The sequence below is a fragment of the Photobacterium rosenbergii genome, from assembly GCF_033022775.1.
Taxonomy (GTDB): Bacteria; Pseudomonadota; Gammaproteobacteria; order Enterobacterales; family Vibrionaceae; genus Photobacterium; species Photobacterium rosenbergii_A.
Genome location: NZ_JAWJZI010000001.1, coordinates 476,093 through 499,371, shown reverse-complemented (window position 1 = coordinate 499,371; position 23,279 = coordinate 476,093). Strand labels below are relative to the sequence as shown.

20 protein-coding genes are annotated in these 23,279 nt (G+C 47.3%); 6 read left to right on the top strand and 14 right to left on the bottom strand.

Annotation, left to right across the window (positions count from 1 at the left end):
* Genes R2X38_RS02340 through R2X38_RS02330 form a run of 3 tightly spaced genes read right to left on the bottom strand, consistent with a single transcriptional unit; the run spans nt 1 to nt 2,861 of the window.
* Nucleotides 1–948, bottom strand: coding sequence for an iron chelate uptake ABC transporter family permease subunit (locus R2X38_RS02340; protein WP_317520421.1), 948 nt, complete (start codon nt 946–948; stop codon nt 1–3).
* Nucleotides 941–1,900: an ABC transporter permease gene (locus R2X38_RS02335; protein WP_317520420.1), complete on the bottom strand. Its 960-nt coding sequence runs from the start codon at nt 1,898–1,900 to the stop codon at nt 941–943. Before R2X38_RS02335 ends, R2X38_RS02340 begins: the two co-directional genes overlap by 8 nt.
* Nucleotides 1,901–1,937: 37 nt before the next feature.
* On the bottom strand, nt 1,938–2,861 hold the full coding sequence (locus tag R2X38_RS02330) for a siderophore ABC transporter substrate-binding protein (RefSeq protein WP_317520419.1): 924 nt from the start codon (nt 2,859–2,861) through the stop codon (nt 1,938–1,940).
* Nucleotides 2,862–3,173: 312 nt separating this feature from the next.
* On the opposite strand from R2X38_RS02330, the gene R2X38_RS02325 reads away from it, so the two are divergent.
* Both R2X38_RS02325 and R2X38_RS02320 read left to right on the top strand, forming a co-directional pair.
* On the top strand, nt 3,174–4,097 hold the full coding sequence (locus tag R2X38_RS02325) for a LysR family transcriptional regulator (RefSeq protein ID WP_317520417.1): 924 nt from the start codon (nt 3,174–3,176) through the stop codon (nt 4,095–4,097).
* A gap of 151 nt (nt 4,098–4,248) precedes the next feature.
* The gene (locus tag R2X38_RS02320) at nt 4,249–6,243 is read left to right on the top strand and encodes a TonB-dependent receptor domain-containing protein (protein ID WP_317520416.1); all 1,995 of its coding nucleotides are present in this window, start codon (nt 4,249–4,251) and stop codon (nt 6,241–6,243) included.
* 74 nt (nt 6,244–6,317) lie between these two features.
* On the opposite strand, the gene R2X38_RS02315 is transcribed toward R2X38_RS02320, so the two are convergent.
* The 6 genes from R2X38_RS02315 to R2X38_RS02290 form a co-directional block, all read right to left on the bottom strand.
* Complete coding sequence (locus R2X38_RS02315) at nt 6,318–7,163, bottom strand: dimethyl sulfoxide reductase anchor subunit family protein (protein WP_317520415.1); 846 nt, start codon at nt 7,161–7,163, stop codon at nt 6,318–6,320.
* A 1-nt stretch (nt 7,164) separates the two neighbouring features.
* Nucleotides 7,165–7,782, bottom strand: a complete 618-nt coding sequence (locus R2X38_RS02310; RefSeq protein WP_317520414.1) for a DMSO/selenate family reductase complex B subunit — start codon at nt 7,780–7,782, stop codon at nt 7,165–7,167.
* Nucleotides 7,783–7,792: 10 nt separating this feature from the next.
* A complete protein-coding gene (locus tag R2X38_RS02305; protein WP_317520413.1) occupies nt 7,793–10,234 on the bottom strand; it encodes a DmsA/YnfE/YnfF family dimethyl sulfoxide reductase in 2,442 nt (813 codons plus the stop codon).
* 542 nt (nt 10,235–10,776) lie between these two features.
* Nucleotides 10,777–11,622 carry a DmsC/YnfH family molybdoenzyme membrane anchor subunit gene (locus tag R2X38_RS02300; RefSeq protein ID WP_317520412.1) on the bottom strand — a complete coding sequence of 282 codons (846 nt, stop codon included), beginning with the start codon at nt 11,620–11,622 and terminating at the stop codon, nt 10,777–10,779.
* 1 nt (nt 11,623) lies between these two features.
* Nucleotides 11,624–12,241, bottom strand: a complete 618-nt coding sequence (locus R2X38_RS02295; RefSeq protein ID WP_107296230.1) for a DMSO/selenate family reductase complex B subunit — start codon at nt 12,239–12,241, stop codon at nt 11,624–11,626.
* Nucleotides 12,242–12,251: 10 nt separating this feature from the next.
* On the bottom strand, nt 12,252–14,681 hold the full coding sequence (locus tag R2X38_RS02290) for a DmsA/YnfE/YnfF family dimethyl sulfoxide reductase (RefSeq protein ID WP_317520411.1): 2,430 nt from the start codon (nt 14,679–14,681) through the stop codon (nt 12,252–12,254).
* A 387-nt stretch (nt 14,682–15,068) separates the two neighbouring features.
* Here R2X38_RS02290 and R2X38_RS02285 point away from each other — a divergent pair, with 387 nt between their 5' ends.
* The 3 genes from R2X38_RS02285 (at nt 15,069) to R2X38_RS02275 (ending at nt 17,807) form a co-directional block, all read left to right on the top strand.
* Nucleotides 15,069–15,650: a molecular chaperone TorD family protein gene (locus R2X38_RS02285; RefSeq protein WP_317520410.1), complete on the top strand. Its 582-nt coding sequence runs from the start codon at nt 15,069–15,071 to the stop codon at nt 15,648–15,650.
* Nucleotides 15,650–16,201: a ferredoxin-type protein NapF gene (locus R2X38_RS02280; RefSeq protein ID WP_317520409.1), complete on the top strand. Its 552-nt coding sequence runs from the start codon at nt 15,650–15,652 to the stop codon at nt 16,199–16,201. The genes R2X38_RS02285 and R2X38_RS02280 overlap by 1 nt, the downstream gene beginning before the upstream one ends.
* Before the next feature lie 94 nt (nt 16,202–16,295).
* Nucleotides 16,296–17,807, top strand: coding sequence for an ATP-binding cassette domain-containing protein (locus tag R2X38_RS02275; RefSeq protein WP_317520408.1), 1,512 nt, complete (start codon nt 16,296–16,298; stop codon nt 17,805–17,807).
* 29 nt (nt 17,808–17,836) lie between these two features.
* Here R2X38_RS02275 and R2X38_RS02270 read toward each other — a convergent pair whose 3' ends face one another.
* Nucleotides 17,837–18,733, bottom strand: a complete 897-nt coding sequence (locus R2X38_RS02270; protein WP_317520407.1) for an AraC family transcriptional regulator — start codon at nt 18,731–18,733, stop codon at nt 17,837–17,839.
* 171 nt (nt 18,734–18,904) lie between these two features.
* On the opposite strand from R2X38_RS02270, the gene R2X38_RS02265 reads away from it, so the two are divergent.
* Nucleotides 18,905–19,096: a hypothetical protein gene (locus tag R2X38_RS02265; protein ID WP_317520406.1), complete on the top strand. Its 192-nt coding sequence runs from the start codon at nt 18,905–18,907 to the stop codon at nt 19,094–19,096.
* Here R2X38_RS02265 and lhgO read toward each other — a convergent pair.
* From lhgO to R2X38_RS02245, 4 genes are all read right to left on the bottom strand, one after another.
* Nucleotides 19,091–20,299, bottom strand: a complete 1,209-nt coding sequence (gene lhgO, locus R2X38_RS02260; RefSeq protein ID WP_317520405.1) for an L-2-hydroxyglutarate oxidase — start codon at nt 20,297–20,299, stop codon at nt 19,091–19,093. The two genes, R2X38_RS02265 and lhgO, sit on opposite strands and share 6 nt — an antisense overlap.
* Before the next feature lie 607 nt (nt 20,300–20,906).
* Nucleotides 20,907–21,824, bottom strand: a complete 918-nt coding sequence (locus tag R2X38_RS02255; protein ID WP_317520404.1) for a hypothetical protein — start codon at nt 21,822–21,824, stop codon at nt 20,907–20,909.
* A gap of 350 nt (nt 21,825–22,174) precedes the next feature.
* A complete protein-coding gene (locus tag R2X38_RS02250; protein ID WP_317520403.1) occupies nt 22,175–22,597 on the bottom strand; it encodes a DUF3010 family protein in 423 nt (140 codons plus the stop codon).
* 79 nt (nt 22,598–22,676) lie between these two features.
* On the bottom strand, nt 22,677–23,183 hold the full coding sequence (locus R2X38_RS02245; protein ID WP_317520402.1) for a M48 family metallopeptidase: 507 nt from the start codon (nt 23,181–23,183) through the stop codon (nt 22,677–22,679).
* Between the last annotated feature and the right edge of the window lie 96 nt (nt 23,184–23,279).

The following is a 23,279-nucleotide window of genomic DNA, read 5'->3' as shown; positions in this document are numbered from 1 at the left end:
TCAAAACTTGTTGCGCATTAGAAGGAAGAGGAAGTAGCTACCACCGACAAAGTTGATGATGACACTGATAGTGGTATCGAAAGCGAAGACGGTCTCGATGAGCCATTGGCCGCCAACAAGCAGCACAATCGACATGGTACTGGCAGCCAGCATCAGGAAGTGGTGGTGGTAACTGCGAAATAGCTGGCGGGTTAAGCTCACCACGATCAAGCCAAAGAACAGTACTGGGCCAACCAGAGCCGTTGAGATAGCGACCATAACCGTGATCACCATCATGACCTGCATGGTCACCTTATGGGTATCAACCCCAAGACTTTTGGCGTTGTCAGTCCCCAACCAGAACACATCAAGCTTATTGGAAAGGGAGAACAGCAAGGCAAGGCAAATGCCAAGAGGGATAATCGACCAGTAAACCAATTGCCCATTGACGTTATTGAAACTGGCGAACATGGTGTTTTGCAAGTTGGCGAACTCATTCGGATCCAGAATCATAGTAAAGAAGCTGGTAATACTGCTGAACAAGCTACCGCAAATGATACCAATCAATAGTAAGGTGAAGACATTGCTGTTGGCTCGGCGGAAATACAGGCTGAACAGCAGCATAGAGAAGCCGCTCATGGTGATTGTTGTCAGCAGGAAGTTCACCTTGGCATCAGCAAACCATACGCTCATGCTGCCGAACATCACCACGATAATCACTTGGATCATCACATAAAGTGAATCGAACCCTAGGATCGAAGGCGTCAGGATCCGGTTATTGGTAATGGTCTGGAATACCAGCGACGAGGTTGAAATGGCAATCGCGGCCAGCACAATAGCCATTACCTTCGGCAGGCGGAGTGACAAGAAGAACTGATAGTTCTGGGCGTTGAGGCCTTGGCCAATGAAGTAGGCAGTAATGAGTAACCCAAATACCGCAAGCAGGGAAACTTTAACACCATCACGCATTGGATTTATCCTTCAGAACGAGAGCAATGAAGATAGCTCCACCGAAAATACTGATAATCATCGAGATAGGCATTTCATAAGGGAAAATAATCAAGCGGCCCAGGATGTCACAGGCCAGTACCATCACCACACCCCAGTAGGCAGTCCAAGGTAGGTTGCGGCGCATGTTATCGCCCATAAAAATAGCGACCAGGTTAGGGACAATTAGGCCAAGAAACGGAATAACACCAACGATCATCACGACTGTTGAAGCCAGGATGGCGACAATCAAAACGCCGATAAATACAATTTTCTGGTAGTCCAAGCCAATATTTTTGGCAAAGCTCTCACCAACACTGGCAGCGCTGAATTGGCTGGCGAAGTAGTAGGCAACCAAACAGGCGGGTAAGGCAAGGTATAGGAATTCGTAATTGCCTTGCAGTACTGACGCAAAGTTAGCGACAGTCCAAGCCGACATGGTTTGAACCAAGTCATAGCGATAGGCAATAAAGGTGGTCATTGCTGATATTACGTTGCCGTACATGATGCCGATAAGCGGAACTAAAACGGCATTCTTGAACTGCAGGCGCTGTAAAAACTGAACAAAGACCAGCGTGCCAACCAGCGCAAAAGTCAGAATAACACCAAGGCTGATCCAGCGGTTGGCACCGGCGAAAAAGACAATACCCAACACATAGCCCAGCATTGCACAATCAATCGTACCGGTTGTCGATGGGGCGGCAAATCTGTTTTGACAGACTTGCTGCATGATCAAACCTGCGACGCTCAAACCTGCGCCAGCAAGACAAATGGCCAGTAAACGCGGTAAGCGACTGCCGAACAGAATGGAAAGGGTATGCTCATCGCCAGCGAGAAAACTCTCTAGGCTGATATTGGCGACACCAATAAAGAGCGAAAAGGCCGCAAGTGGGAACAGGGCAATTACAGCCCAGAATAATTTTTTATTATGCATGGTAATAATGCCCGGCTACCGCCGGGCTGATAGATTGTTATTGAGTAGACATTACCGCTTTTCGTGCATCATCAATCATGACTTCAGTGGCGTTAACACCAGCGATTGTCAGGTACCATGCACTTGGGTTTAGGAACACAATGCGGTTGTTCTTGTACGCTGGAGTACTTTTGACTAGCGGATTGTCGAAGAGCTGCTGTGCTTTGCCAGAGCTTTGGCCAATTGCGCTTTCACGATCGAGCACGAATAGCACATCAGGGGCTGCATCAGCGATGAACTCGAAGGAAATCAGGTTACCGTGAGGGTTTTGCGTATCAGAAGTGCGTGCTGGCTCGAAGCCGAATTCATCAAATAGCACCGAGAAGCGGCTTACTTCACCGAACATGGATACGTTGTTACCGTTGTTCATTACCGCTAGGGTTTTCAGCCCTTGCTCTTGAACTTGCTCACGCACTTCAGCCATTTGGGCTTCAGTTTCTTCAATCAGCTGCTCGGCTTCTGCTTCTTTGTCGAAGATTTTGCCCAGCATACGCCAGTTGTTCTTGGTATCTTCCCAGTAGTTACCGTTCTCAACGACGTGCATAACCGTCGGCGCAATTTGCGATAGGGTCGGGTAAGCATCAGCCATACGGCTTTCTGCAATGATCACGTCAGGCTGTAGGGTGAAGATTTGCTCAAAGTTGGCTTCTTTCATGCTGCCGATATGGGTGGCTTTCTCACTGTAATCTGCAAGGTAATCCGGCAGCATGGTTGTTACGGCGCCAACAGGTTCAATGCCCAAACGGTTTAGTGTATCAAGGCTGCCATGACCACCAACCACCACAACACGCTGTGGGGTTTGCTCTATGGTTGTCGAGCCTAATGAGTGCTCAACGGTCACTGATTCTGCAAGAGCCGGGAAATTGATAGCCATTGCACCCACAAGAAGTGCTGATTTTAACGCAGTGGAAAAGCAAGTCATAACGAACCTTGTAAACTTGAAGCTGATTAATAGCTGATAAGTGCAATCTAATCACAAATGAGAATGGTTTTTATTGATATTACTCATGAAAGAGGCATAAATCATAGTAATATTAATTTTTATTTACACTCTGAAGCGCTGAGAGCTATTTGTAGCACAGTTGATTTGACCTACGGCATTTTGACTTTGAATAGTGATTATTCAATATTTGAATATGCAATATTTATGTATTTCAATTTTGAGTTATACGATTTCGATGGGTAGGGTGCTAGGTCAAGCGCGTTGAGATAAGTGGAAAGTTGTTATTGAATTATGAAGTTATGCCAAATTGACATCAGTCATCTAATCGTTCTAAAGCACCTCTTAGAGCGAAAACATGTTTCGAATACTGCGCAAGCGTTGAATATTAGTCAGCCATCGGTAAGCCGCTCGCTGCAAAAGTGCCGGGCGCTATTCAATGATGACTTGTTGGTTCGATCCAGTCATGGTTATGAATTGACGCCGAAGGCTGAATCAGTAAAAACCGAAATCAGCTCTATGCTGGCTTCTTTGGATCGTTTGGTGCATGACCAAGAATTTGATCCCAAGAGCTGCCAAAAATCATTGAAGATGTTTGGGCTGGTTCCTCAGATCAATTGGCTAATGCCCAAGGTTTTTCAATACCTCAGAGAGCATGCACCCTTATTGACACTTGAGATTGATACGGTACCTAAGCGGCATTTTGATGCGCTCATAGCAGGTGACGTGCATTTCGTCTTATCGACACAGCAACCACCGTCTTCTGAACAGAATATTTATCGTAGCTTCATAGCATCTCGTGATTACAGGCTGCTGATGAGTGCCGACCACCCAATGGCACAGCAGGAGCTCACCCCTGAAAAACTGGCTGCATGCCAGTTCGGCCAAATTTCATTGCATGGTGATCGTAACCTATCGATAGAACAGCGCTTTAGGGATCTTGGTTTGTCGGACAGGAACAAACCAGTTTCTACGCCGTTAATGCTGACCAATTTCAACGTTGCCCCGGCAATGGCGGAGCACTCAGATGTGATCTTCCACCTGCCAACGCCATTTGCCGAAGAAGCCTGCATTAACCGCAATTTAGTGGCTCGCCCTGTGCCGGAAGGGTTGAGATCGCCTTATCAAGATGTCTATTTGTATTGGCATAAGCGATACCACAATGATGAGCTTTGTATGTGGGTAAGAGATATCATCAAGCAACTGCATACTAGCTAAAAAGTGAATTAACACTGCTGATATTATCTAAATATTGAATAATCATAATTCAAAACCCGAATGGAACTTGTATTGCCATTTTTATGAATAATGTGTCTAATGCGAATCATTATCATTATGTTTGGCTTTATAGTTCTATATAGGGACGTTTATGTATACCAGCACCTCTTTCATTCGTAAGCCTTTGGCACTTGCTGTTGCTTCTGTGTTTTTCTCTGTTCCAGTTTACGCAGACTTCGACCTTCATGAAGATCAAACAGATGAGCAGATGGTTGTTACGGCAACACGTACTGAGACCACATTGGCAAAAGCTCCGGCGTCAATTGCAGTGGTGACAGAAGAAGATATTTTGTCAGAGCCGAGCCTTGCGCTGAATGACTTGGTCAAAGATATTGCTGGTGTAGAAAACCAAATGGACGGTGGCCGTGCAGGGCGTGAGATGATTTCCATCCGTGGCTTGAGCCCGAAATTCACCATGATTTTGGTAGATGGCCGTAAACTAAGTTCTTCTAATGCGATTTTCCGCGGTAACGACTTTGATTTATCAGCAATTCCGAAAGAGAGCATCGAACGAATAGAAGTGATCCGTGGTCCTATGTCGGCACTATATGGCTCAGAAGCGTTGGGTGGCGTGATCAACGTGATCACCAAAAAGCCAACCAATGAATGGAATTCGCAAATCAGTGGCGACTATAGCTACCGTGATGATGACAACGGTGGTGAGTACTCGGCGGGTTTCAATACTTCTGGTGCCTTGATTGATGACGAATTGTATATGTCGTTTTCTGTAAGCCAAACAGCGCGTGATGCTTATAGTGCTTTCTCTGGTCTGGCAGAAGGCTCTAATGGTGAATATGACCGTTCACAAGCGACTACGCTTGAAGAGCGTGAAACCCTTGCGGTAAGCGGTAATCTTCTTTGGTATATCAATGATATGCATGATATCGCTTTTGACTTTTCTTATACCGATGATGAACGTGACGGTATGATTGAGTCAACAGTCGGCCTTACTGACTCCGACTCACGTGTAAAGCGCGATATGCAGGCACTAACGTACAACGGTATGTTTGACTGGGGTGAAGCACAACTTCGCTATAACCGTGATGCAGTATCAAGTGTTGATGCAGCGGAAATTGACACGGGTGTCTCTGATATTGATGAAACCAACCAGCAAGTCTATGGTCACGGTACGACTTATGTTGGCAACCATACATTGACCTTCGGTGGTGAGTGGAGTTACTCGGAGCTTAAGAACCCAGAGAGCCTGACTGAAACCGGCAAGGCTGATGTTCATGAACAAGCTTTGTTTGTACAGGATCAGTGGGATATCAACGATGCCTATACCCTTACTTACGGTACGCGCCTCGACTTCCACGAATCATACGGTAGCCACTGGAGCCCACGTGCTTACTTGGTGAACACCGTAACGGATAAACTGACACTGAAAGGTGGTGTGGGCTCGGCATTTAATGCGCCGACGCTGCTGCAAACTTCAGAAGAAAACATCATTAACAGCTGTAAAGGTGACTGCCAGGTTGTTGGTAACCCAGATCTTGATCCAGAAACGAGCGTCAGCTATGAAGTCTCTGCCATTTACAACGAGACTTTATGGAGTATCGAAGCCGGCTTATTCCGTAATGATATCAAAAACCTGATTGATCAAGACCGTGACAATGCAGTTGGTATCTCACCTGATGGGCGTGATATTTACACCTATAAGAATATCAATAAAGCCATGACACAGGGCCTAGAGCTTACTGCGCACTATGATGTGACTGAGTCAATTAAGCTAAATGGTGCTTATACGTATCTAGATACTGAAGATAAAACCACGGGTAAAGCTCTTGAAGATCGTCCAGACCATCAAGCAAACGTGCGTATGACATGGTATGCCACTGAATGGATTGATACTTTCCTACGCGTTAACTACACGGGTGAAGCCCTGATTGATTCTGGTAGTGATTTATTCCGTCCAAGCTTCACGACTGCTGACCTGGGTATGAACTACCTTATCAACAGTGACTGGCGTCTGCGTGCGGGCGTACGCAACATCACCGATGAACAGTTTGATGAGCTCGAAGTGACACAGCGCGGCTACTCTATTGAGCCTCGCAGCTGGTACTTGGGTATGACTGCTAACTTCTAACCATTGATTAGAGCCAAAAATAAACGGGGGCCTTTTAAAGGCCCCCGTTTTCTATGCTCATTTATAATGAGGTATTAAATACCCACTGTCATGTGTAGGCCGTAGAAGACACCGCGACCAACCAATTCTGATAGCAGCACCAAAGCAAAGCTCAACACCATCACAGGTACACCCGGGCGGCTGTTCATCAGGTTAGGGATAAACCACACTGCGAGTGCGCCAAGCAATAGACCGACTCGGATCACCTGCAATTGAGCCATGTTAGGAATAAGCTCAGATGCGGTGGTCACCGAAGTTTGAATATCACCCAGGCCGATAAGCTGGCTGACCAAGGCAGTCAGGCTAATGGCTACCGTCAAAGAGCCAACAAATGGCAAGGTGCGATCTAGGGTTGCCATCTTGTGCTGTGAGCCTGTAAGCAACAAATGACCAAAGATTAGGCCAGATGTCAGCATGGTCATCACAAACGCAATCGGGGTATAAACAGTATTCCAAGTCGGTACCGTATCAAGCAGGTACAGTTTGATCATGGAGTACATAAAGGCGATACCCACCAGCATACCGGCAGCAAGCAGCAGCTTGCGCAGCGCTTCGTTGCCTTTGTCTAGCATCTCCAACAACCAGTAACCACCACCAAGGGCAAAGAATACGCTGCCAGTGAAGATTTCATTGGATAGCCAAGAGCTACCCACCTGATTGAATGCGTTAAAAGCACGCAGTGGGCTACCTAGGTGCATAGTAGAAGCTGCAAAACCCAGTCCCATTAATACCCACAGGAAGAACATCGCCTTATGCAGGCGGTCGTTAACGCCCACACAAAGATTGCCTTTCAAGATCACGCCACCGAGCAGCAAGTAGGCGCCAACGGCGGTTTGTGCCAGCACGGTAAATAGGATCAGGGGCCATTCATGCCAAGCCATCTTATACCTCCTTAGGGTTTGCTAGGAAACCGCTGCGATCGCCGGTTGGGCGGGCATGACGATTTGGTTTAATGACAATGTTTGGTTTGGTTTTCAGCGACGAAGGCAATGGCGCGACATCGGCGTTGGTGCCGTATTTCTTGCGCAGTTCATCGATTGGACCGAACTCCAATGCACGCAGCGGGCAAGAGCCGACACAGATGGGCTCAAGACCCTGGCCGACACGTTCGTAACAGCCGTCACATTTGGTCATATGGCCTTTATCGGCATCGTATTGCGGCGCGCCGTAAGGGCAGGCCATTTCGCAGTAGCGACAGCCAATACATACATCTTCGCTGACTATGACCAAGCCATCTTCTTTGCGTTTGTGCATGGCACCCGATGGGCAAACTTTGGCACAGGCTGGCTCATCACAGTGGTTACAGGCGATTGATAAGTAGTAGGAGAACACATCCTGACGGAAGGTTTCGCCTTCTTTAATCCAGTTACCGCCGGTATATTCATAGACGCGACGGTAGTTGACGCCAACATCCAGATCTTTGTTGTCTTTGCACGACAGCTGACAGGTTTTACAGCCGGTGCATTTGCTTGAATCAATATAAAAACCGTATTGTTTCATGGTTTACACCTTATGCCTTATTCACCAGTTGTACTTCCACCAAGTTGGTGTGTTGCGGGTTGCCTTTCGCCAGCGGGCTAGGGCGCTGGGTGGTCAATACATTGATACAGCCGCCGTGGTCTACCTTTTGACCGTCAGGGGCGTACCAAGCACCTTCACCAAGGGCTACAACACCCGGCATCATACGTGGGGTGACTTTGGCATTAATGTGCACTTCACCACGGTCGTTGAAGATACGGATAAGATCGCCGTTCTTGACGCCTCGTTGCTCGGCATCTACTGGGTTCATCCACATCTCTTGCGGTGCGGCTTCTTTAATGATGTCGACATTGCCATAGGTCGAGTGACAGCGTGCCTTATAGTGGAAGCCTGTTAGCTGAAGTGGATACTTACTGCGGTTCGGATCATCCCAGCCTTCAGCTGTCGATACATAGACAGGTAATGGGTGGATAACATCACCTTCTGGTAGTTCCCATTCCTTAGCAATGTTGGCCAAGCGCTCAGAATAGATTTCCACTTTGCCCGATGGCGTAGAAAGCGGGTTCTGCTCTGGGTTATCCCTAAAGGCCTTGTAAGCCACGAAGTGGCCGTTTGGATCGCGGCGCTTCACAATGCCTTGTTTCCTGACGGTTTCGAAATCAGGCAATGATGGATCGTTCGCTCTGGTTAGCTTGTAGAGGTGTTCCAACCAGCCCTGCTGATCGCGACCTTCGGTGAATTCTTTCTCTATACCCAAGCGCTTGGCGATTTCAGTACACATTTCATAAATGCCGCGCGCTTCGAATTGAGGTTCAATGGCTTTGTCGGCATAGATGAAGTAAGGCATGTTGGCTGCCTTGGTATCCATACAGAAGTCGGCTTGCTCGGAGGTAGTCAAATCTGGCAGCAAAATATCTGCATACTTGGCTGATGAGGTCATGTGGTTATCAATTACCACGATCATTTCACAGGCTTTGTCGTCCTGGAGGATCTCATGGGTACGGTTGATGTCTGAATGCTGGTTGATCAGGCAGTTGCCTGCATAGTTCCAGATGAACTTGATTGGTACATCGAGTTTGTCTTTGCCCCGGACGCCGTCTTTGGTGGCTGTCATCTCTGGCCCGCGTATAATCGCGTCGGTCCATAGGAACATAGAGATAGAGGTTTTGACTGGGTTTTCTGGAATAGGAAAGCGAACAAACGGGATATTGTAGTCAGATTCACGTGCACCCGAGCCACCACCGTTGATCCCGAGGTTACCAGTGAGCAGTGCCAGCATAGCAATTGCACGGGAAGCGATTTCACCGTTGGCAGTACGCTGTAGCCCCCAGCCTTGGAAGATGGCACATGGTTTGGCTTGGCCAATTTCGCGAGCCAGTTTGACGATGATATCGACAGGAATACCCGTGATCGGCGATGCCCATGCTGGTGTTTTTTCTATGCCATCTTCGCCTTTGCCAAGAATGTATGACTTGTAGTCAGAGTTGGCAGGGGCAGAGGCTGGCAGTGTTTTTTCATCGTAACCGACACAGTATTTGTCCAAGAATGGTTGGTCGACCATGTTTTCGGTGATCAATACATGGGCTATGGCGGCAACCAATGCAGTGTCAGTACCTGGTCGGATTGGGATCCACTGATCTTCGCGACCACCTGCGGTGTCGTTATAGCGCGGATCAATCATGATCATCTTGGCATTTGATCGCGCTTTGCTCTCCATCAAGTGGTGGATCAAGCCACCGCCAGACATACGGGTTTCAGCCGGGTTATTACCAAACTGGACAATAAGCTTGGTATTTTCCAAATCAGAGAAGCTGTTGTTGCTTGCCCATCCACCATAGGTGTAGTTCAGGCCAGCTGCGATCTGCGCGGTTGAGTAGTCACCGTAGTGATTTAGGTAGCCGCCAGACAGGTTCATCAGGCGGGCTATCAGGGTACCGCCCGGTGGCCAAGATTTGGTGACCGTGCCACCTAGCGTACCGGTACCGTAGTTTAGGTATACGGCTTCGCTACCATAGTCTTTGCGGATACGGGTAAGGTTGTTGGCGATTTCATCGTAGGCTTCTTCCCAGCTGATACGCTTGAATTTGCCTTCACCACGTTTGCCAACCCGTTTCATTGGGTATTTCAGGCGGTCAGGATTGTATACCCGGCGGCGCATTGAGCGGCCTCGTAAGCAGGCGCGAACCTGGTGGTTACCGTATTCGTCATCGCCGGTATTGTCGGTTTCGACCCATTTGATCTCACCGTCGGCAACGTGCATGCGAAGCGGGCAACGGCTACCGCAGTTTACGGTACAGGCGCTCCAGACAACTTTTTCTTCGGAAGGTGTCGTTGCCGCAGCAACTGGGGATGATTTAAAGGGTAGGGAGATACTACCGGCAACGGCTGCTAACCCACCTACCGCAGACGTGGATTTCATGAAATCACGGCGGCTGAAGTTAGGAGACAGGAGCTGTTTGAGCTTTTTTTTCATAGCACGACATTCTCTTGATTTTCGTTATTCACACTACTTTAGGGGTAGGGTTCTATTGAGATAATCGTCTGGGTGGGTATAGCTAGCTTTGTTTTCTATCAATAAACGGCGCATATAAATGCGATGTCGGCATAAAATATATCGGAGTGTGATATTCATCATACAAAAATGTAGAGTGTGAATTACGTCTTACATATCAGCGCTTTATGTAATGATATTTATTCTTATTTTGCTTTGGTTTATCAAATTTATGGTTTGGTGGTTTTAAGATGACGATAACTAACTTTGATTCTGTGAAGACGAAGATAGGGATGCTTCTTCTATGCCTGAAGTTCGGACTCGGTGTGTTTTTTTGCGACTTGGTTTTTGGCAGGGAATTGGGATGATCTGCTTGAGTTGCTAGTCTACATTCCTTAATCGCTAAATGTGCAGCCTGATAGGCAGACTGCATACGTAATGCAAACAAGATGCAAAAAAGGGAGAAACGGCACCAGCCATTTCTCCCTTTTGTCTATTTTTGTTTATTGGCGATCAATCAGTGATTACAGACCGACGGTCATGTGCAGGCCATAGAAAACGCCACGACCAACGAGCTCTGAAAGTAGTACCAGCGCAAAGCTCACGCCCATAACTGGCATTGCAGGGCGGCTGTTCATCAGGTTAGGGATAAACCATACCGCCAATGCGGCTAGCAGAAGACCAATACGGATGATCTGCAGCTGCGCCATGTTCGGGATCAGTTCCGCTGCTGTAATGACAGAGGTTTGGATTTCAGCAAGGCCAATCAGCTGGCTAACTAGAGCAACCAAGCTAACGACAACAGCGACTGCGCCAACGTGTGGCAATACTCGGTCAAGACCCGCCATCTTATGCTGGGCACCTGTTAGTAGCAGGTGACCAAAGATAAGGCCAGAGATAACCATAGTGCTCAGGAAAGCAATAGGTGTGTAAATCGTGTTCCAAGTCGGTACTGTGTCCAGTAGGTACAGCTTGGTCATTGAGAACATAAAGCTCAGGCCAACAACCATACCAGCAACAAGCAGGGCTTTACGGATTTTCTCGCTGCCTTTGTCCAGCATTTCAAGCAACCAGTAAACACCACCTAGGCCAAAGAAGGCACTACCGGTGAAGATCTCGTTAGAAAGCCAAGAGCTGCCCACATTGTTCAGTGCATTGAATGCACGCAGCGGGCTACCTAGGTGCATGGTTGAAGCCATAAAGCCCAGCCCCATGATTACCCAGATAAAGAACATAGCTTTGTGAACACGATCGTTCACGCCAATACACAACTTGCCGCTCAGGATCACTGCACCTAGCAGGATGAAAGCACCAACAGCAGTTTGCGCCAATACTGTAAATAGGATCAGAGGCCACTCATGCCAAGCCATCTTATACCTCCTTAGGGTTTGCTAGGAAACCGGTGCGATCGCCTGTTGGGCGCGCATGGCGGTTTGCTTTGATGACTAGATTTGGTTTGGTCTTCAGCGACGAAGGTAGCGGTGCAACATCGGCGTTGGTGCCGTATTTTGCACGTAGCTCATCAATTGGACCAAACTCAAGTGCACGCAGTGGGCAAGAGCCGACACAGATTGGCTCAAGGCCCTGGCCAACACGCTCGTAACAGCCATCACACTTGGTCATGTGACCTTTTTCTGCATTGTACTGAGGCGCGCCGTAAGGACAGGCCATTGAGCAGTACTGACAGCCGATACAAGTATCGGTATCAACGATAACCAGGCCGTCTTCTTTACGCTTGTGCATTGCACCAGACGGACAAACCTTGGCACAGGCTGGCTCATCACAGTGGTTACAGGCAATAGATAGGTAGTAGGAGAATACGTCCTGACGGAAAGTTTCGCCTTCTTTTACCCAGTTACCACCGGTGTACTCATAAACGCGGCGGTAGTTAACGCCGATGTCTGAGTCCTTGTTATCTTTGCACGACAGCTGACAGGTCTTACAGCCGGTGCATTTGCTTGAATCGATATAAAAACCGTATTGTTTCATGGTTTAAACCTTATGCTTTTTTCAGCAGTTGCACGTCGACTAGGTTGGTGTGTTGCGGGTTACCTTTTGCCAGCGGGCTAGGACGCTGGGTAGTCAGTACGTTAATGCTACCGCCGTGGTCAACACCTTTCTTGTCCGGTGCGTACCATGCACCTTCACCCAGCGCAACTACACCCGGCATCATGCGAGGGGTTACTTTGGCTGTAAGGTGAATTTCACCGTGCTCGTTGAAGATACGGATTTGGTCATCATTCTTGATGCCGCGCTGATCTGCATCCATCGGGCTCATCCACATCTGCTGTGGCGCAGCTTCTTTTAGCTGCTCAACGTTACCGTAAGTCGAGTGGGTACGAGACTTGTAGTGGAAACCAGTAAGCTGTAGCGGGTAATCCTTACGCTTAGGATCGTCCCAACCGTTGAAGGTTGAAGCGTATACCGGAAGTGGGTGGATCACATCGCCTTCAGGCAGTTCCCATTCAGCCGCAATGTCGGCAAGACGCTCAGAGTAGATCTCGATTTTGCCCGACGGCGTAGCCAATGGGTTGTTTTCAGGATCTTTGCGGAAGTCTTCGTGGGCAATAAAGTGCTCAGCCTTGCGCTTGTAGATACCTTGCTCACGCATTGCATCAAAGCTTGGCAGTGTAGGGTCAAGCTCACGCGTCTGCGCGTATAGGTGGCGTAGCCAACCTTCCTGATCACGGCCTTCAGTGAACTCTTTTTCAATACCAAGGCGCTTGGCAAGCTCAGTACAGATATCGTAAATGCTGCGGGCTTCAAATACTGGCTCAATCGCTTGGCTAGCAAAGATGAAGTAAGGCATGTTGGCTGCTGCGCCATCCATACAGAAATCTGATTGTTCAGATGTTGTTAGATCTGGCAGAACAATGTCGGCGTACTTAGCCGATGAGGTCATGTGGTTATCAACCACCACAATCATTTCACACGCTTTGTCGTCTTGCAGGATCTCATGGGTACGGTTGATGTCTGAGTGCTGGTTGATCAGGCAGTTGCCTGCGTAGTTCCAGATGAACTTGATTGGCACGTCAAGCTTGTCTTTACCGCGAACACCGTCAGCTTTTGCTGTCATCTCGGTTGCACGGGTAATGGCATCTGTCCATAGGAACATAGAGATAGCGGTTTTCACCGGGTTCTCTGGGATAGGGAAGCGAACAAATGGAATTGCCTGGTTACCTTCACGAGTACCTGTACCACCACCGCTTACGCCGACGTTACCGGTTAGGATTGCCAGCATCGCAATTGAACGTGCCGCCAACTCACCGTTAGCGTGACGCTGTGGGCCCCAACCCTGGAAGATGGCACATGGCTTGGTTGAACCAATTTCACGTGCAAGCTTGATGATGATATCTGCTGGGATACCAGTAATGTCTGCCGCCCAAGCTGGTGATTTCTCGGTCTGGTCTTCGCCACGGCCAAGAATGTATGACTTGTAGTCTGAGTTGGCAGGGGCAGAAGCAGGTAGTGTCTTCTCGTCGTAACCGACACAGTATTTGTCTAGAAAAGGCTGATCAACTAAGTTCTCGCTGATCATTACGTGGGCCATACCCGCAACAAGTGCTGCATCCGTACCTGGACGGATTGGAACCCACTGATCTTCACGGCCTCCGGCAGTATCCGTGTAGCGAGGATCGATAACGATCATCTTGGCGTTAGAGCGTGCTTTACCTTCCATCAAATGGTGGATCTGGCCGCCGCCTGACATGCGGGTTTCGGCAGGGTTGTTACCGAACTGAACGATCAGCTTGGTGTTTTCAACATCGGAGAATGAGTTATTGGCACCGTTACCGTAGGTATAAGGCATACCAGCAGCAATCTGTGCGGTTGAGTAGTCACCGTAGTGGTTTAGGTAGCCGCCGCTCAGGTTCATAAGGCGCGCAATTAGCGTAGCACCTGGTGGCCATGATTTGGTGACTGTGCCGCCAAGGGTACCTGTACCGTAGTTCAGGTATACCGCTTCGCTACCGTAGTCTTTGCGGATACGGTTAAGGTTGTTGGTGATCTCGTCAAAGGCTTCATCCCAGCTGATGCGCTTGAACTTACCTTCACCACGCTTGCCGACACGCTTCATTGGGTACTTCAAGCGGTCAGGGTTGTAGACGCGGCGTCGCATAGAGCGGCCACGTAGACAAGCACGGATTTGGTGATTGCCGTATTGGTCATCACCGGTGTTATCGGTCTCAACCCATTTGATTTCACCGTCGGATACATGCATGCGCAGCGGGCAACGGCTACCACAGTTAACGGTACACGCGCTCCAAACAACTTTTTCGTCGGTTGTTGTAGCGGCTTCGACTTTACTTGATTTAAATGGCAGGGAAACACTGCCTGCAACTGCAGCTAATCCACCTAGGGCCGAGCTTGACTTAACAAAGTCTCGGCGGGTGAATTTAGGTGCCAATAGCTTTTTGAGTTGTGATTTCATGACACGACATTCTCGGTATTGACTAACAGTCCTACACTTAATTGGTAGGTTTCTGACACGCATTTTCCGTCTGCTTTAGCGTTTAACTTTGCCGTCGATCAATAAATGGCGGGGAATAATTTTGAATATTTATGTATCTGTAACAATGTGAGCGTAGGGGTTAATACGTGTAACAGAATATTTCTAAATTTAGGGTATTGATAGTGATTATTATTCACTATCAACAGGTTAAAGCGGTAAATATTGTCCTAAAGCATGTTTTCCGTGTTAGTTATCGGCTATCGTGCTTAGGAAAATGTTAATGAATAACCTAATTTAGCTGTTATTCCACTGGCATCATGAAAACTTATTGCATGATATTACATATTTTTGGAGGCGGATGTGACCATGGAGCACATTTCAACAATCGCTCGTATTCTGGGTAGTTTTTTTTATTATCCACTGACCCACGAAACGAACCGACAGGTCTGTCAGATGATTGCTGATAGTGAAGATCAAGAGGACTCTCCGTTTGCAGAATTGCTTAAAGCTGTTGAAGCGGATGGGGCTGATGATCTTGCAATGGACTTCCAGCAACTGTTTGAAGGCTGCGAAGTGATGCCTGCGCCACCATGGGGCTCGGTTTACCTAGATAAAGAGCAGGTGATCTTCGGGGAAACCACCGTTGCCTACCGTCGCTTCCTAGCCGATAAGGAGATGTCGCTAGATACGGGCATGCGCGAGCCTGAAGATCAGTTCGGTTTGATGCTAATGGCAATGTCAAAACTGGCAGAGGCCGAAGATAACGAAGCGATTAAGGCTCTGTTATCCGTTCACTTACTACCATGGGCACCAAGATACCTAGAGCTCATGCAGAAAAACGCCAACACTCAGTCTTATCAGTTGCTTGGTGCGATGGCAGCGCAATGGCTGGCCTTTATCGGCGAAGAGCTTGCGGTAACAGCCGTGGAGAAAAAGGTTTACTTCTAATGATTGAACGTGACGAACGATATTACAAAGCTTGCATGGAGCATTACACGGTAAGCCGACGTGGTTTACTGCGCGGGTTATTCTCCGGGGCAAACCGCGTAAAAAAAGAGGCGCAAGCCCCGACTATCGTTCGCACGGTGCCTCGTCCGCCCGGTGCGATTGAAGAGGCGCTGTTTCTTCAAGTCTGCCAGTCATGTGATGCCTGTGAAAAGGCTTGTCCTCAACAGGTGATTGAACGCCCGGAGGGGTTACCGCAGTTAAACCTTGAGTACAATGATTGCAGCCAGTGTGGTGAGTGCCAGAAAGCGTGCCCAACCCAGGCGCTTTCATCTGAGGTAACCGATATAGGTGTACGGCCCGAGTTCACCACCCGCTGTGCAAACAGGTTATCAGGGTATTGTGAACTGTGTGCAGAGCAATGCCCACACGAAGCAATTACTATTGAGCAGGGACAGGTTCCAGCCGTTAATGCTGAATCTTGTGACGGGTGTGGTCAGTGCCGAACGGCTTGCTATACCGGCGCTATCACCATGGCTTTCCCTAAAGCCTAAAGCTTGCTCGCCACAGTTACATTATTTGATTGGCTTCACGTGTTCCATGTAAGGTATCTGTTATTACCCAACGGCCTTGCATGGAAGGGAGCCAATGTCTATCCAGCTACACCAAATCAAACTTTATAGCAGCCGACCGAATATCCCTAAGCCGGTCATCCGCTTATCCATTCCCAAGTTGGATATTCAGCCAGAACAGCACTGGGCTTTCTTCTGCGCCAAAGGTGATGCAGGTTCAGTGTTCGCCCAGCTCTTAACTAACGACAAAGAACAACAAAATAATAAGCCGAAGGAAGAAGTGGAACTCGACGGCGAGTTATCTGGTCTGCCTGAGAAAATCAGCCTGGTCTCTCTTGCTGAGCAACAAGCATTACTAGAGGAAGAACTGGCGAAGGATGATACGGATTTTCTCGACAGATTGGATAAAGGGACAAGTGTCGAACAGTTAGTTGTCGCATGCTGTCAAAGCTCAGAATATGCTGAAGAGCTCATTACGCTGTTTGATCTTCAGAGCCTGAGATACCGCGGATTCCGAAATCTGTCTACGGGCGAGATTCGCCGCGTCATGTTGGCCAGAGCGCTGGCCGAACAACCAGATCTGTTGATCTTAGATGATCCGCTCGCTGGCTTAGATATTTCCCATCAAGCCCAACTTATTACGCTGATCGATCAGCTACAAAATGATGTCCAAGTTATTCTGATCACATCGCGTGAACAGGCGTTGCCAGACAGTATTACCCACATTGGTGTTTTTAATGAGGAGAAACTGACAGGGAGTTATTCACGCAAAGAGTGGGAGTCTTTACCCCTGCTTGCCCACCTCCGAGCGCAATCGGCGGAACGTAGCGAAGCCATGCTAGCGTTGATCCAACAGTATCAGCATCAAACCGACATGCCCGATCCCTTAGTGGCTATACGCAATGGCAAAGTTGAGTATACCGATAAGTTGATCTTTGATGATGTCAATTGGCAAATCAATAATCGTCAGCACTGGCAGGTCAGAGGGCCGAACGGGTGTGGCAAGAGTACATTGCTCGGCTTGATCTTTGGCGATCACCCACAGTGGTACAGCAATGATATTGATATTTTCGGTATCAAGCGGGGTAGCGGCGAGAGCATTTGGGAGATAAAACAACATATCGGCATGGTGTCTTCGGCTCTCCATCTGCAATACCGTGTGTCGTGTTCGGCATTGGATACCATTCTATCAGGCTTCTATGACTCTATCGGCCTATACCAGCAGCCAAGCATTGATGAAATCAAGCAGGCCAGAGACTGGCTGAAGCTACTGCATATGGAACATCTTGCTTCGACATCTTTCAAACAGTTGGAATATGGCCAACAACGGTTGCTGTTGGTGGCCCGCGCGCTTATTAAGCGGCCGAAGATCCTTATTCTTGATGAGCCATATCAAGGGCTAGACTTCCTCAACCGCCAGTTGGTTAAAAATGCGTTGGAGATGATTGCCAACAACAACCTCAGCCAGTTGTTATATGTCTCTCATCACTCAGAAGATGCCCTCGACAGTATCCACAACTTTGTGGACTTTGTGGGTTGTGCCGAAACGGGGTACAAAACTGTTATTAGCCACAGTAATCCACAGTAATCAATTGAACCCGTGGATATCTATGCCAGTCAGACCGCTGCATTGATTTTATAATTGTTGCGGTACTGGCGTGGTGTCATCTGTTTGTAGTCTTTAAACTGGCGGTTGAAGTTGACCTGATTGCGATAGCCTACGCTTTCGGCAATCAGGCCGATAGGTTGGCTGGTGGTCTGCAGTAACTCCGCTGCATGGTTCAAGCGTAACTTTTTCAAATACTGGCTAAAGCTTTCTTTAAAATGGACGGAAAACAGCCGGTGAATACTGCTCTCGCTGGTATTCATGTGCGCGGCGAGATCAGCGAGGGTCACCATTTGGCTGAAGTGCTCTTCGAGGTACTGGCATACCTTCTCGATTTTTTCTTGATTAGCTTTCTCGGCTACGTTTTCTTTGTGTGAGCCATCAGGTTGTTTTTGTGGGGCATAAGAGAGCAGGGTACGGCTCTCTTTATCCGCTATCAAAGTGCTGAGCACCTGAAGCAGGATACCGAGCTGGGCCATTGGGGTATGGCTTGTCACACCTTCCAATAACTTAAGAACATTTTGGCAAGCGCTGCCAGAGAACTCGACCCCTTTTTCGGCTCGCTTGAGCAAAGAATCGATCTTCCTTATTTCCACGCAGCTAAACATCATATTGGCAATCCATTCTTTCTTGAACCAAATGATATGGGTCTCACAAAGCTGGTTGTCTTGCGTCTCTGTTGAGGTAAAGCGGTGCGGCAGGCCTGGACCAATTAGAACCATATTGTTATCGCCAAACTCCCCCTCGTAATGACCAATACTGGCCTTACCGCGAAAGTGGCGATGAATCGCTAACTCATACTCTTGATGGAAGTGCCACTCGTAGTGCTTGTGTGGTTCTTCTATCTTGCGATAACGCCATGAATAGCCTTGGCGCTGCATGACTCTTTCGATAGTTGCTTGTTGCATTGAAAGCCAATCCGAGTATTAAGGAAAAGTACCAATTTTTATCAATATAGTACTGGAATAATACCTAAAGTGAATGCTTTGAAGGGATAGTACTAATAGTTGATAACTTTGGATAAGTCAGCCCTTCCCTGAAGCGTATTGTTGAGGCAAGCCATACGAGGAGCCAAAACAATGAAAAAGCTTATAAAAATGATTAATAAACTGATTATTGAAACCCGCCGTGACTGCCTGGCAAGGGTTGTCTGTAGCTACCAAGCAGGATACTCATGGCAGGTTTTGGGCTACCAATCTAAGCGAGAGTATGACAAAGACTTGGCATTAAGCCTTTACCGCCAAAGGTCTAAACGCCACCATACGTTATAGGTTCAATACTTTATCGCAAATGTATTGACCAATTGGCATCGCAGAAGTGGCGGCTGGAGATGGTGCATTACAAACATGCAGGCTGAGCGGACTTTCTGCAAACAGGAAGTCATGGACTAAGGTGCCATCAATAAGCACCGCTTGAGCACGGATCCCTGCAGGGTAGGGCTGCAAATCAGCGGTTGTTAATTGCGGGCAGTATTTGTTGACCAGCTTTAGGTAACCCGGTTTCCACCATGAGTTTTTGGTTTCAGCTAACCCCGCCTTGAGGTTATTAGCCGTTACCTTCCAAAAACCTTTGAAAGAGAGCATCTCGGCAGTGTCTTTGGCGCTGAAGTTGATTCTATTGTATCCCTCTCGTTTCCAGCCCTGGACAGCGTTTGGGCCAACGGTCACGGTACCATCAATCATCCGGGTAAGGTGAACACCGAGGAAAGGCAGTTCAGGATCAGGAATCGGGTAAATCAAATGGTTTACGATCTGGTTGTGCTGTGGTGCTAAACGGTAATATTCCCCGCGGTAGGGAATGATCCGAAAATCAGTATTGATATTCATCATTCGGGTGAGCCTGTCAGCCATCAAGCCAGCGCAGCTTATTAAGAACTTACCCTTTAATTGAAAAGGCTGGCCATCACTCTTACACTTAACCACAACGCTATCTGGTTTTTCTTCAATCGCTTTGACTTCGGCTCGCTTGCTAATTTCGCCGCCGAGTGTGACGAATAGCTCTGCCATTTTATTCGTGATTAATTTGTAATCGACTATGCCTGTAGCAGTCACCAAAAATGCCCCAAGCCCTGTAATATTGGGCTCCTGTTGGCGCAATTGCTCTTGGCTTAGGAGCTTCACATCAATGCTATTTTCCAAGCAGCGCTTATATAGGGCCTGCATTCTCTCTAATTCGGTATTATTGGTTGCGACTAGCAGCTTGCCACATTGCTCGAAAGGGATTTGATGCTCATTACAAAAGGCTTTGGTCGCTTTTTCTCCCGCTTTGCAGAGTGTTGCCTTCAAGCTTCCCGGCGCATAGTAAACCCCTGCATGGATAACACCGCTGTTATGCCCGGTTTGATGCATAGCCAACGATGCTTCTTTCTCGATAACAATGACTGATGCATCTGGACGGCGTTGCTTCAATTGCCAAGCCGTTGATATACCGACGATACCACCACCGACAATGATGTAATCGTAGACCTTATCCATTAGAGTTCCTTTTGTAAGAGCTTAAATCGCTATCTTATTGATGAGTATAGGTAAACTCAGAGGTGAAAGCTGCGAGCCTGACCACATAGCATGAAATGTAAAAGCATCCATGTAACACTATGTGTGTTGGTTAGTATTTGTTCGATTTTGTATCTGATGGGCACCTGTCACTGCAAACTTAACTAATTAAATATAAAGTAATTATATACCCAAGTTACCTCAAGGTAGAGGCAAAACCGGCAGGACGCACCATACTTGTAACGTATTCCAAATAACGCTGTTTCATAAGGTTGCTTGGATATAGCAATAGGAGCGATCAGTGATGCTTAGGAAAGTCAGTGAGGTCGATTTTTACAAGTTGTTCACCGTGATCGGTGGCTATTTTCTTTTCTTCTTTGGTGCCGTTCATTTATTACGGTGGATGAAGAGTACCAATCTATTGATCTATGGGTTTGTTGTGCTTTCTGTTGTCGTCAGTGCGTTGCTGATTTTAACCTTATATAAGTTAAGGAAGAAGCGGCATTCCCGTAGTTGAATTCAAAATAGAAAGCGAACAAAGATACCCAAGCTTTTTGCAAAGCTTGGGTTGGCGTCGGATGTGCCTGGCTTATTGTTTTAGCGAGAAATCAACAAGCTCGATGAGGTATGCTTCTTTTTTGGAGTCATTTTTCTCAATGCCTTTTACAATCCCTAGGGCAGGGTTCACCCACACTTCAAGGCCGACTGGATCGCCGTTTTTAATCTCTGATAGATAATTTGTTTGTCCATTTTCTTCAGTACACATACCTGTAATTCGGTCGCGAATATAGAACTTAATGGTCTCGATTTTTTTCGACTTAACCGTGATCACCTCTTTTGAAGCGCGTGTAAAATCGAAGGTTCTTGAGATACTAAAATCATCGCATCGGGTAATGTTCTCATTACCTTCCGCTATACCGTTATCTTCTAGAATGTAATGAATGGCATCTTTAGATAAACCCGACAGTTCTGATACAAACGTCGCTTGATACTTGCCTAGTTGGGCAAGTGCAAAGTCACCGTTGGCAAAAAAGTCAGGCAGGCCCCAAGGTTGCTGATCTTTGCTGGCGTCTTCATCGATATAGGTAACAAAGTGCTTGTTAGCCATTTTGCCTGCAAAGGAGGAGTCTTGATCCTTCGGCTGGGTTAACCCTGCATCCTCGAATTCAGTAGTGTTGACTACATAGAAGCCTTCTAGACCTTCTTCGTTGGCAAGAACGTTGAGGATATCGTATTTGGCAATATCGCTGTCTTCAATTGGCTGGTACGTGCTTTTTTCATAGTTGGTTTCAGCTAAGGCATCATCTTCCATGAAAGATGAGTTGTATTCTTTGATCGATATTGTCGTGCTGTTGAGCTTAGCGGCATCAAAAGTTGCTCCCTTCAGGGGGAAATCAATTTTTGGTGTTGGCGCTGGTTTCTTGTCATCTGGTGTTGAGCTGCCACCACCGCCGCCACAACCGGTGAGAAGAGAAATGATAGAAAGGCTGATAATCGTTTTTTTCATTATGAGACCGTGTAAATTGAGTTTGATAAAAGATATATAACTGTCCATGTAATGATTGGGCAGGATTATAGGTGGGGGCGGTTTGGATATATGTCCTGAATTGTATTGATACTGTATCGGGTTAACACCATTCTTTGGATATGGTGAGTCCATGCGTAAAGAGCGGTTGGGAGAATGAGGCTTAGAAATTGGGTAAAGAGGTTAATAGTGCAGGATTTAGCCGCTGATAAACAATTTTTACAATTGTAGTGGATTGTCAGGTCCGATCTGTGTCAAAAGTTTGACTTTGAATGGATTTTAATCAAAAAAAACCAGCAATGCTGGCTTTTTTAGAACGCTATACGTTGACACTATTTGCCAAGGTATGCGTAACCGGTCATGAAAGCAGCTTCTTGGAACTGACGAAGACCCGTTGCGCGGAATTCGATAGCCAGTGGGTTGCGCTTCATCTTTTGCTTGATCTCTTGGCTTGTGATGAAGTCCACTTCAACACCATCAATTAGCTGGATCGCTGCTTCAAGTTTGAAACCAACAGCGCTGCCTGCAAATTTACCACGGGTTTCACGAGTACGGATCACAACGCGGTCAATTTGGTAGTCATCCAGAAGCTTTTTGAAAGTCTGCTGGAAGTTACGCATTTGCTCATTGTCCATTGAGTCTTGCATGATGAACTTTTGAGCACGGCATTCTGGAAGATCGAACAGACCGTTACTCTTGGTAAGAAGGCAAATGACGGCCTCGTTGCTACGAAGCTCAACAGCACAAATTTTCATGTAAACACCTAATAATGTAGTTAGCAGGGTATTTTAGGCAAATGCGCAATAAATACCAGAAATTAAATAATGCTTACCGTTAGTTGTACAGTGGACCGTCAATTTCTAGCTGGGTTAACAGTAAGCGGGCATCGAGTTCAAGCTGGTGGTAGCCAGGCTCCATATGGCAGCACAACTGGTAGAATGCTTTGTTATGATCTTTTTCTTTAATATGGGCAAGCTCATGCACCACTATCATGCGCAGCAAGGGAAGGGGAGCCTGCTTAAAGATAGTCGATACCCGTATCTCGTTTTTGGCCTTGAGTTTGTTGCCATGAATACGAGAGACAAAGCTGTGCATCCCCAAAGCATGGTTGACCATATGGATTTTGCCATCATAAGCTACTTTGCTTACAGGTGACGATTTTCTCAGATATTGGTTTTTTATCTCAATCACATAGTCGTAGAGCGCTTTCTCTGACTGGATGGTATGTTGCTCTGGGTATTTTCGTAGCAGGTAGCGTTTGAGGTTACCTTGCTCCACCAGTTGGCTGACTTGGCCAACAAGTTGGTCGGGGTAGCCCTGTAGGTATTTGAGTTTTTGCATTTTCGCAGCCAGATGTCGATCAACGAGAGAAATGTTGCGCGATTTTAAACATTTTGAATGATACGGGCAATCAAAGACTAGGATTGCGGCAAGAAG

Coding starts and splice junctions, on each gene's coding strand:
- R2X38_RS02340 (WP_317520421.1), bottom strand. CDS start 948: ATGCGTGATGGTGTTAAAGTTTCCCTGCTTGCGGTATTTGGGTTACTC.
- R2X38_RS02335 (WP_317520420.1), bottom strand. CDS start 1,900: ATGCATAATAAAAAATTATTCTGGGCTGTAATTGCCCTGTTCCCACTT.
- R2X38_RS02330 (WP_317520419.1), bottom strand. CDS start 2,861: ATGACTTGCTTTTCCACTGCGTTAAAATCAGCACTTCTTGTGGGTGCA.
- R2X38_RS02325 (WP_317520417.1), top strand. CDS start 3,174: ATGAAGTTATGCCAAATTGACATCAGTCATCTAATCGTTCTAAAGCAC.
- R2X38_RS02320 (WP_317520416.1), top strand. CDS start 4,249: ATGTATACCAGCACCTCTTTCATTCGTAAGCCTTTGGCACTTGCTGTT.
- R2X38_RS02315 (WP_317520415.1), bottom strand. CDS start 7,163: ATGGCTTGGCATGAATGGCCCCTGATCCTATTTACCGTGCTGGCACAA.
- R2X38_RS02310 (WP_317520414.1), bottom strand. CDS start 7,782: ATGAAACAATACGGTTTTTATATTGATTCAAGCAAATGCACCGGCTGT.
- R2X38_RS02305 (WP_317520413.1), bottom strand. CDS start 10,234: ATGAAAAAAAAGCTCAAACAGCTCCTGTCTCCTAACTTCAGCCGCCGT.
- R2X38_RS02300 (WP_317520412.1), bottom strand. CDS start 11,622: ATGGCTTGGCATGAGTGGCCTCTGATCCTATTTACAGTATTGGCGCAA.
- R2X38_RS02295 (WP_107296230.1), bottom strand. CDS start 12,241: ATGAAACAATACGGTTTTTATATCGATTCAAGCAAATGCACCGGCTGT.
- R2X38_RS02290 (WP_317520411.1), bottom strand. CDS start 14,681: ATGAAATCACAACTCAAAAAGCTATTGGCACCTAAATTCACCCGCCGA.
- R2X38_RS02285 (WP_317520410.1), top strand. CDS start 15,069: ATGGAGCACATTTCAACAATCGCTCGTATTCTGGGTAGTTTTTTTTAT.
- R2X38_RS02280 (WP_317520409.1), top strand. CDS start 15,650: ATGATTGAACGTGACGAACGATATTACAAAGCTTGCATGGAGCATTAC.
- R2X38_RS02275 (WP_317520408.1), top strand. CDS start 16,296: ATGTCTATCCAGCTACACCAAATCAAACTTTATAGCAGCCGACCGAAT.
- R2X38_RS02270 (WP_317520407.1), bottom strand. CDS start 18,733: ATGCAACAAGCAACTATCGAAAGAGTCATGCAGCGCCAAGGCTATTCA.
- R2X38_RS02265 (WP_317520406.1), top strand. CDS start 18,905: ATGAAAAAGCTTATAAAAATGATTAATAAACTGATTATTGAAACCCGC.
- lhgO (WP_317520405.1), bottom strand. CDS start 20,299: ATGGATAAGGTCTACGATTACATCATTGTCGGTGGTGGTATCGTCGGT.
- R2X38_RS02255 (WP_317520404.1), bottom strand. CDS start 21,824: ATGAAAAAAACGATTATCAGCCTTTCTATCATTTCTCTTCTCACCGGT.
- R2X38_RS02250 (WP_317520403.1), bottom strand. CDS start 22,597: ATGAAAATTTGTGCTGTTGAGCTTCGTAGCAACGAGGCCGTCATTTGC.
- R2X38_RS02245 (WP_317520402.1), bottom strand. CDS start 23,183: ATGCAAAAACTCAAATACCTACAGGGCTACCCCGACCAACTTGTTGGC.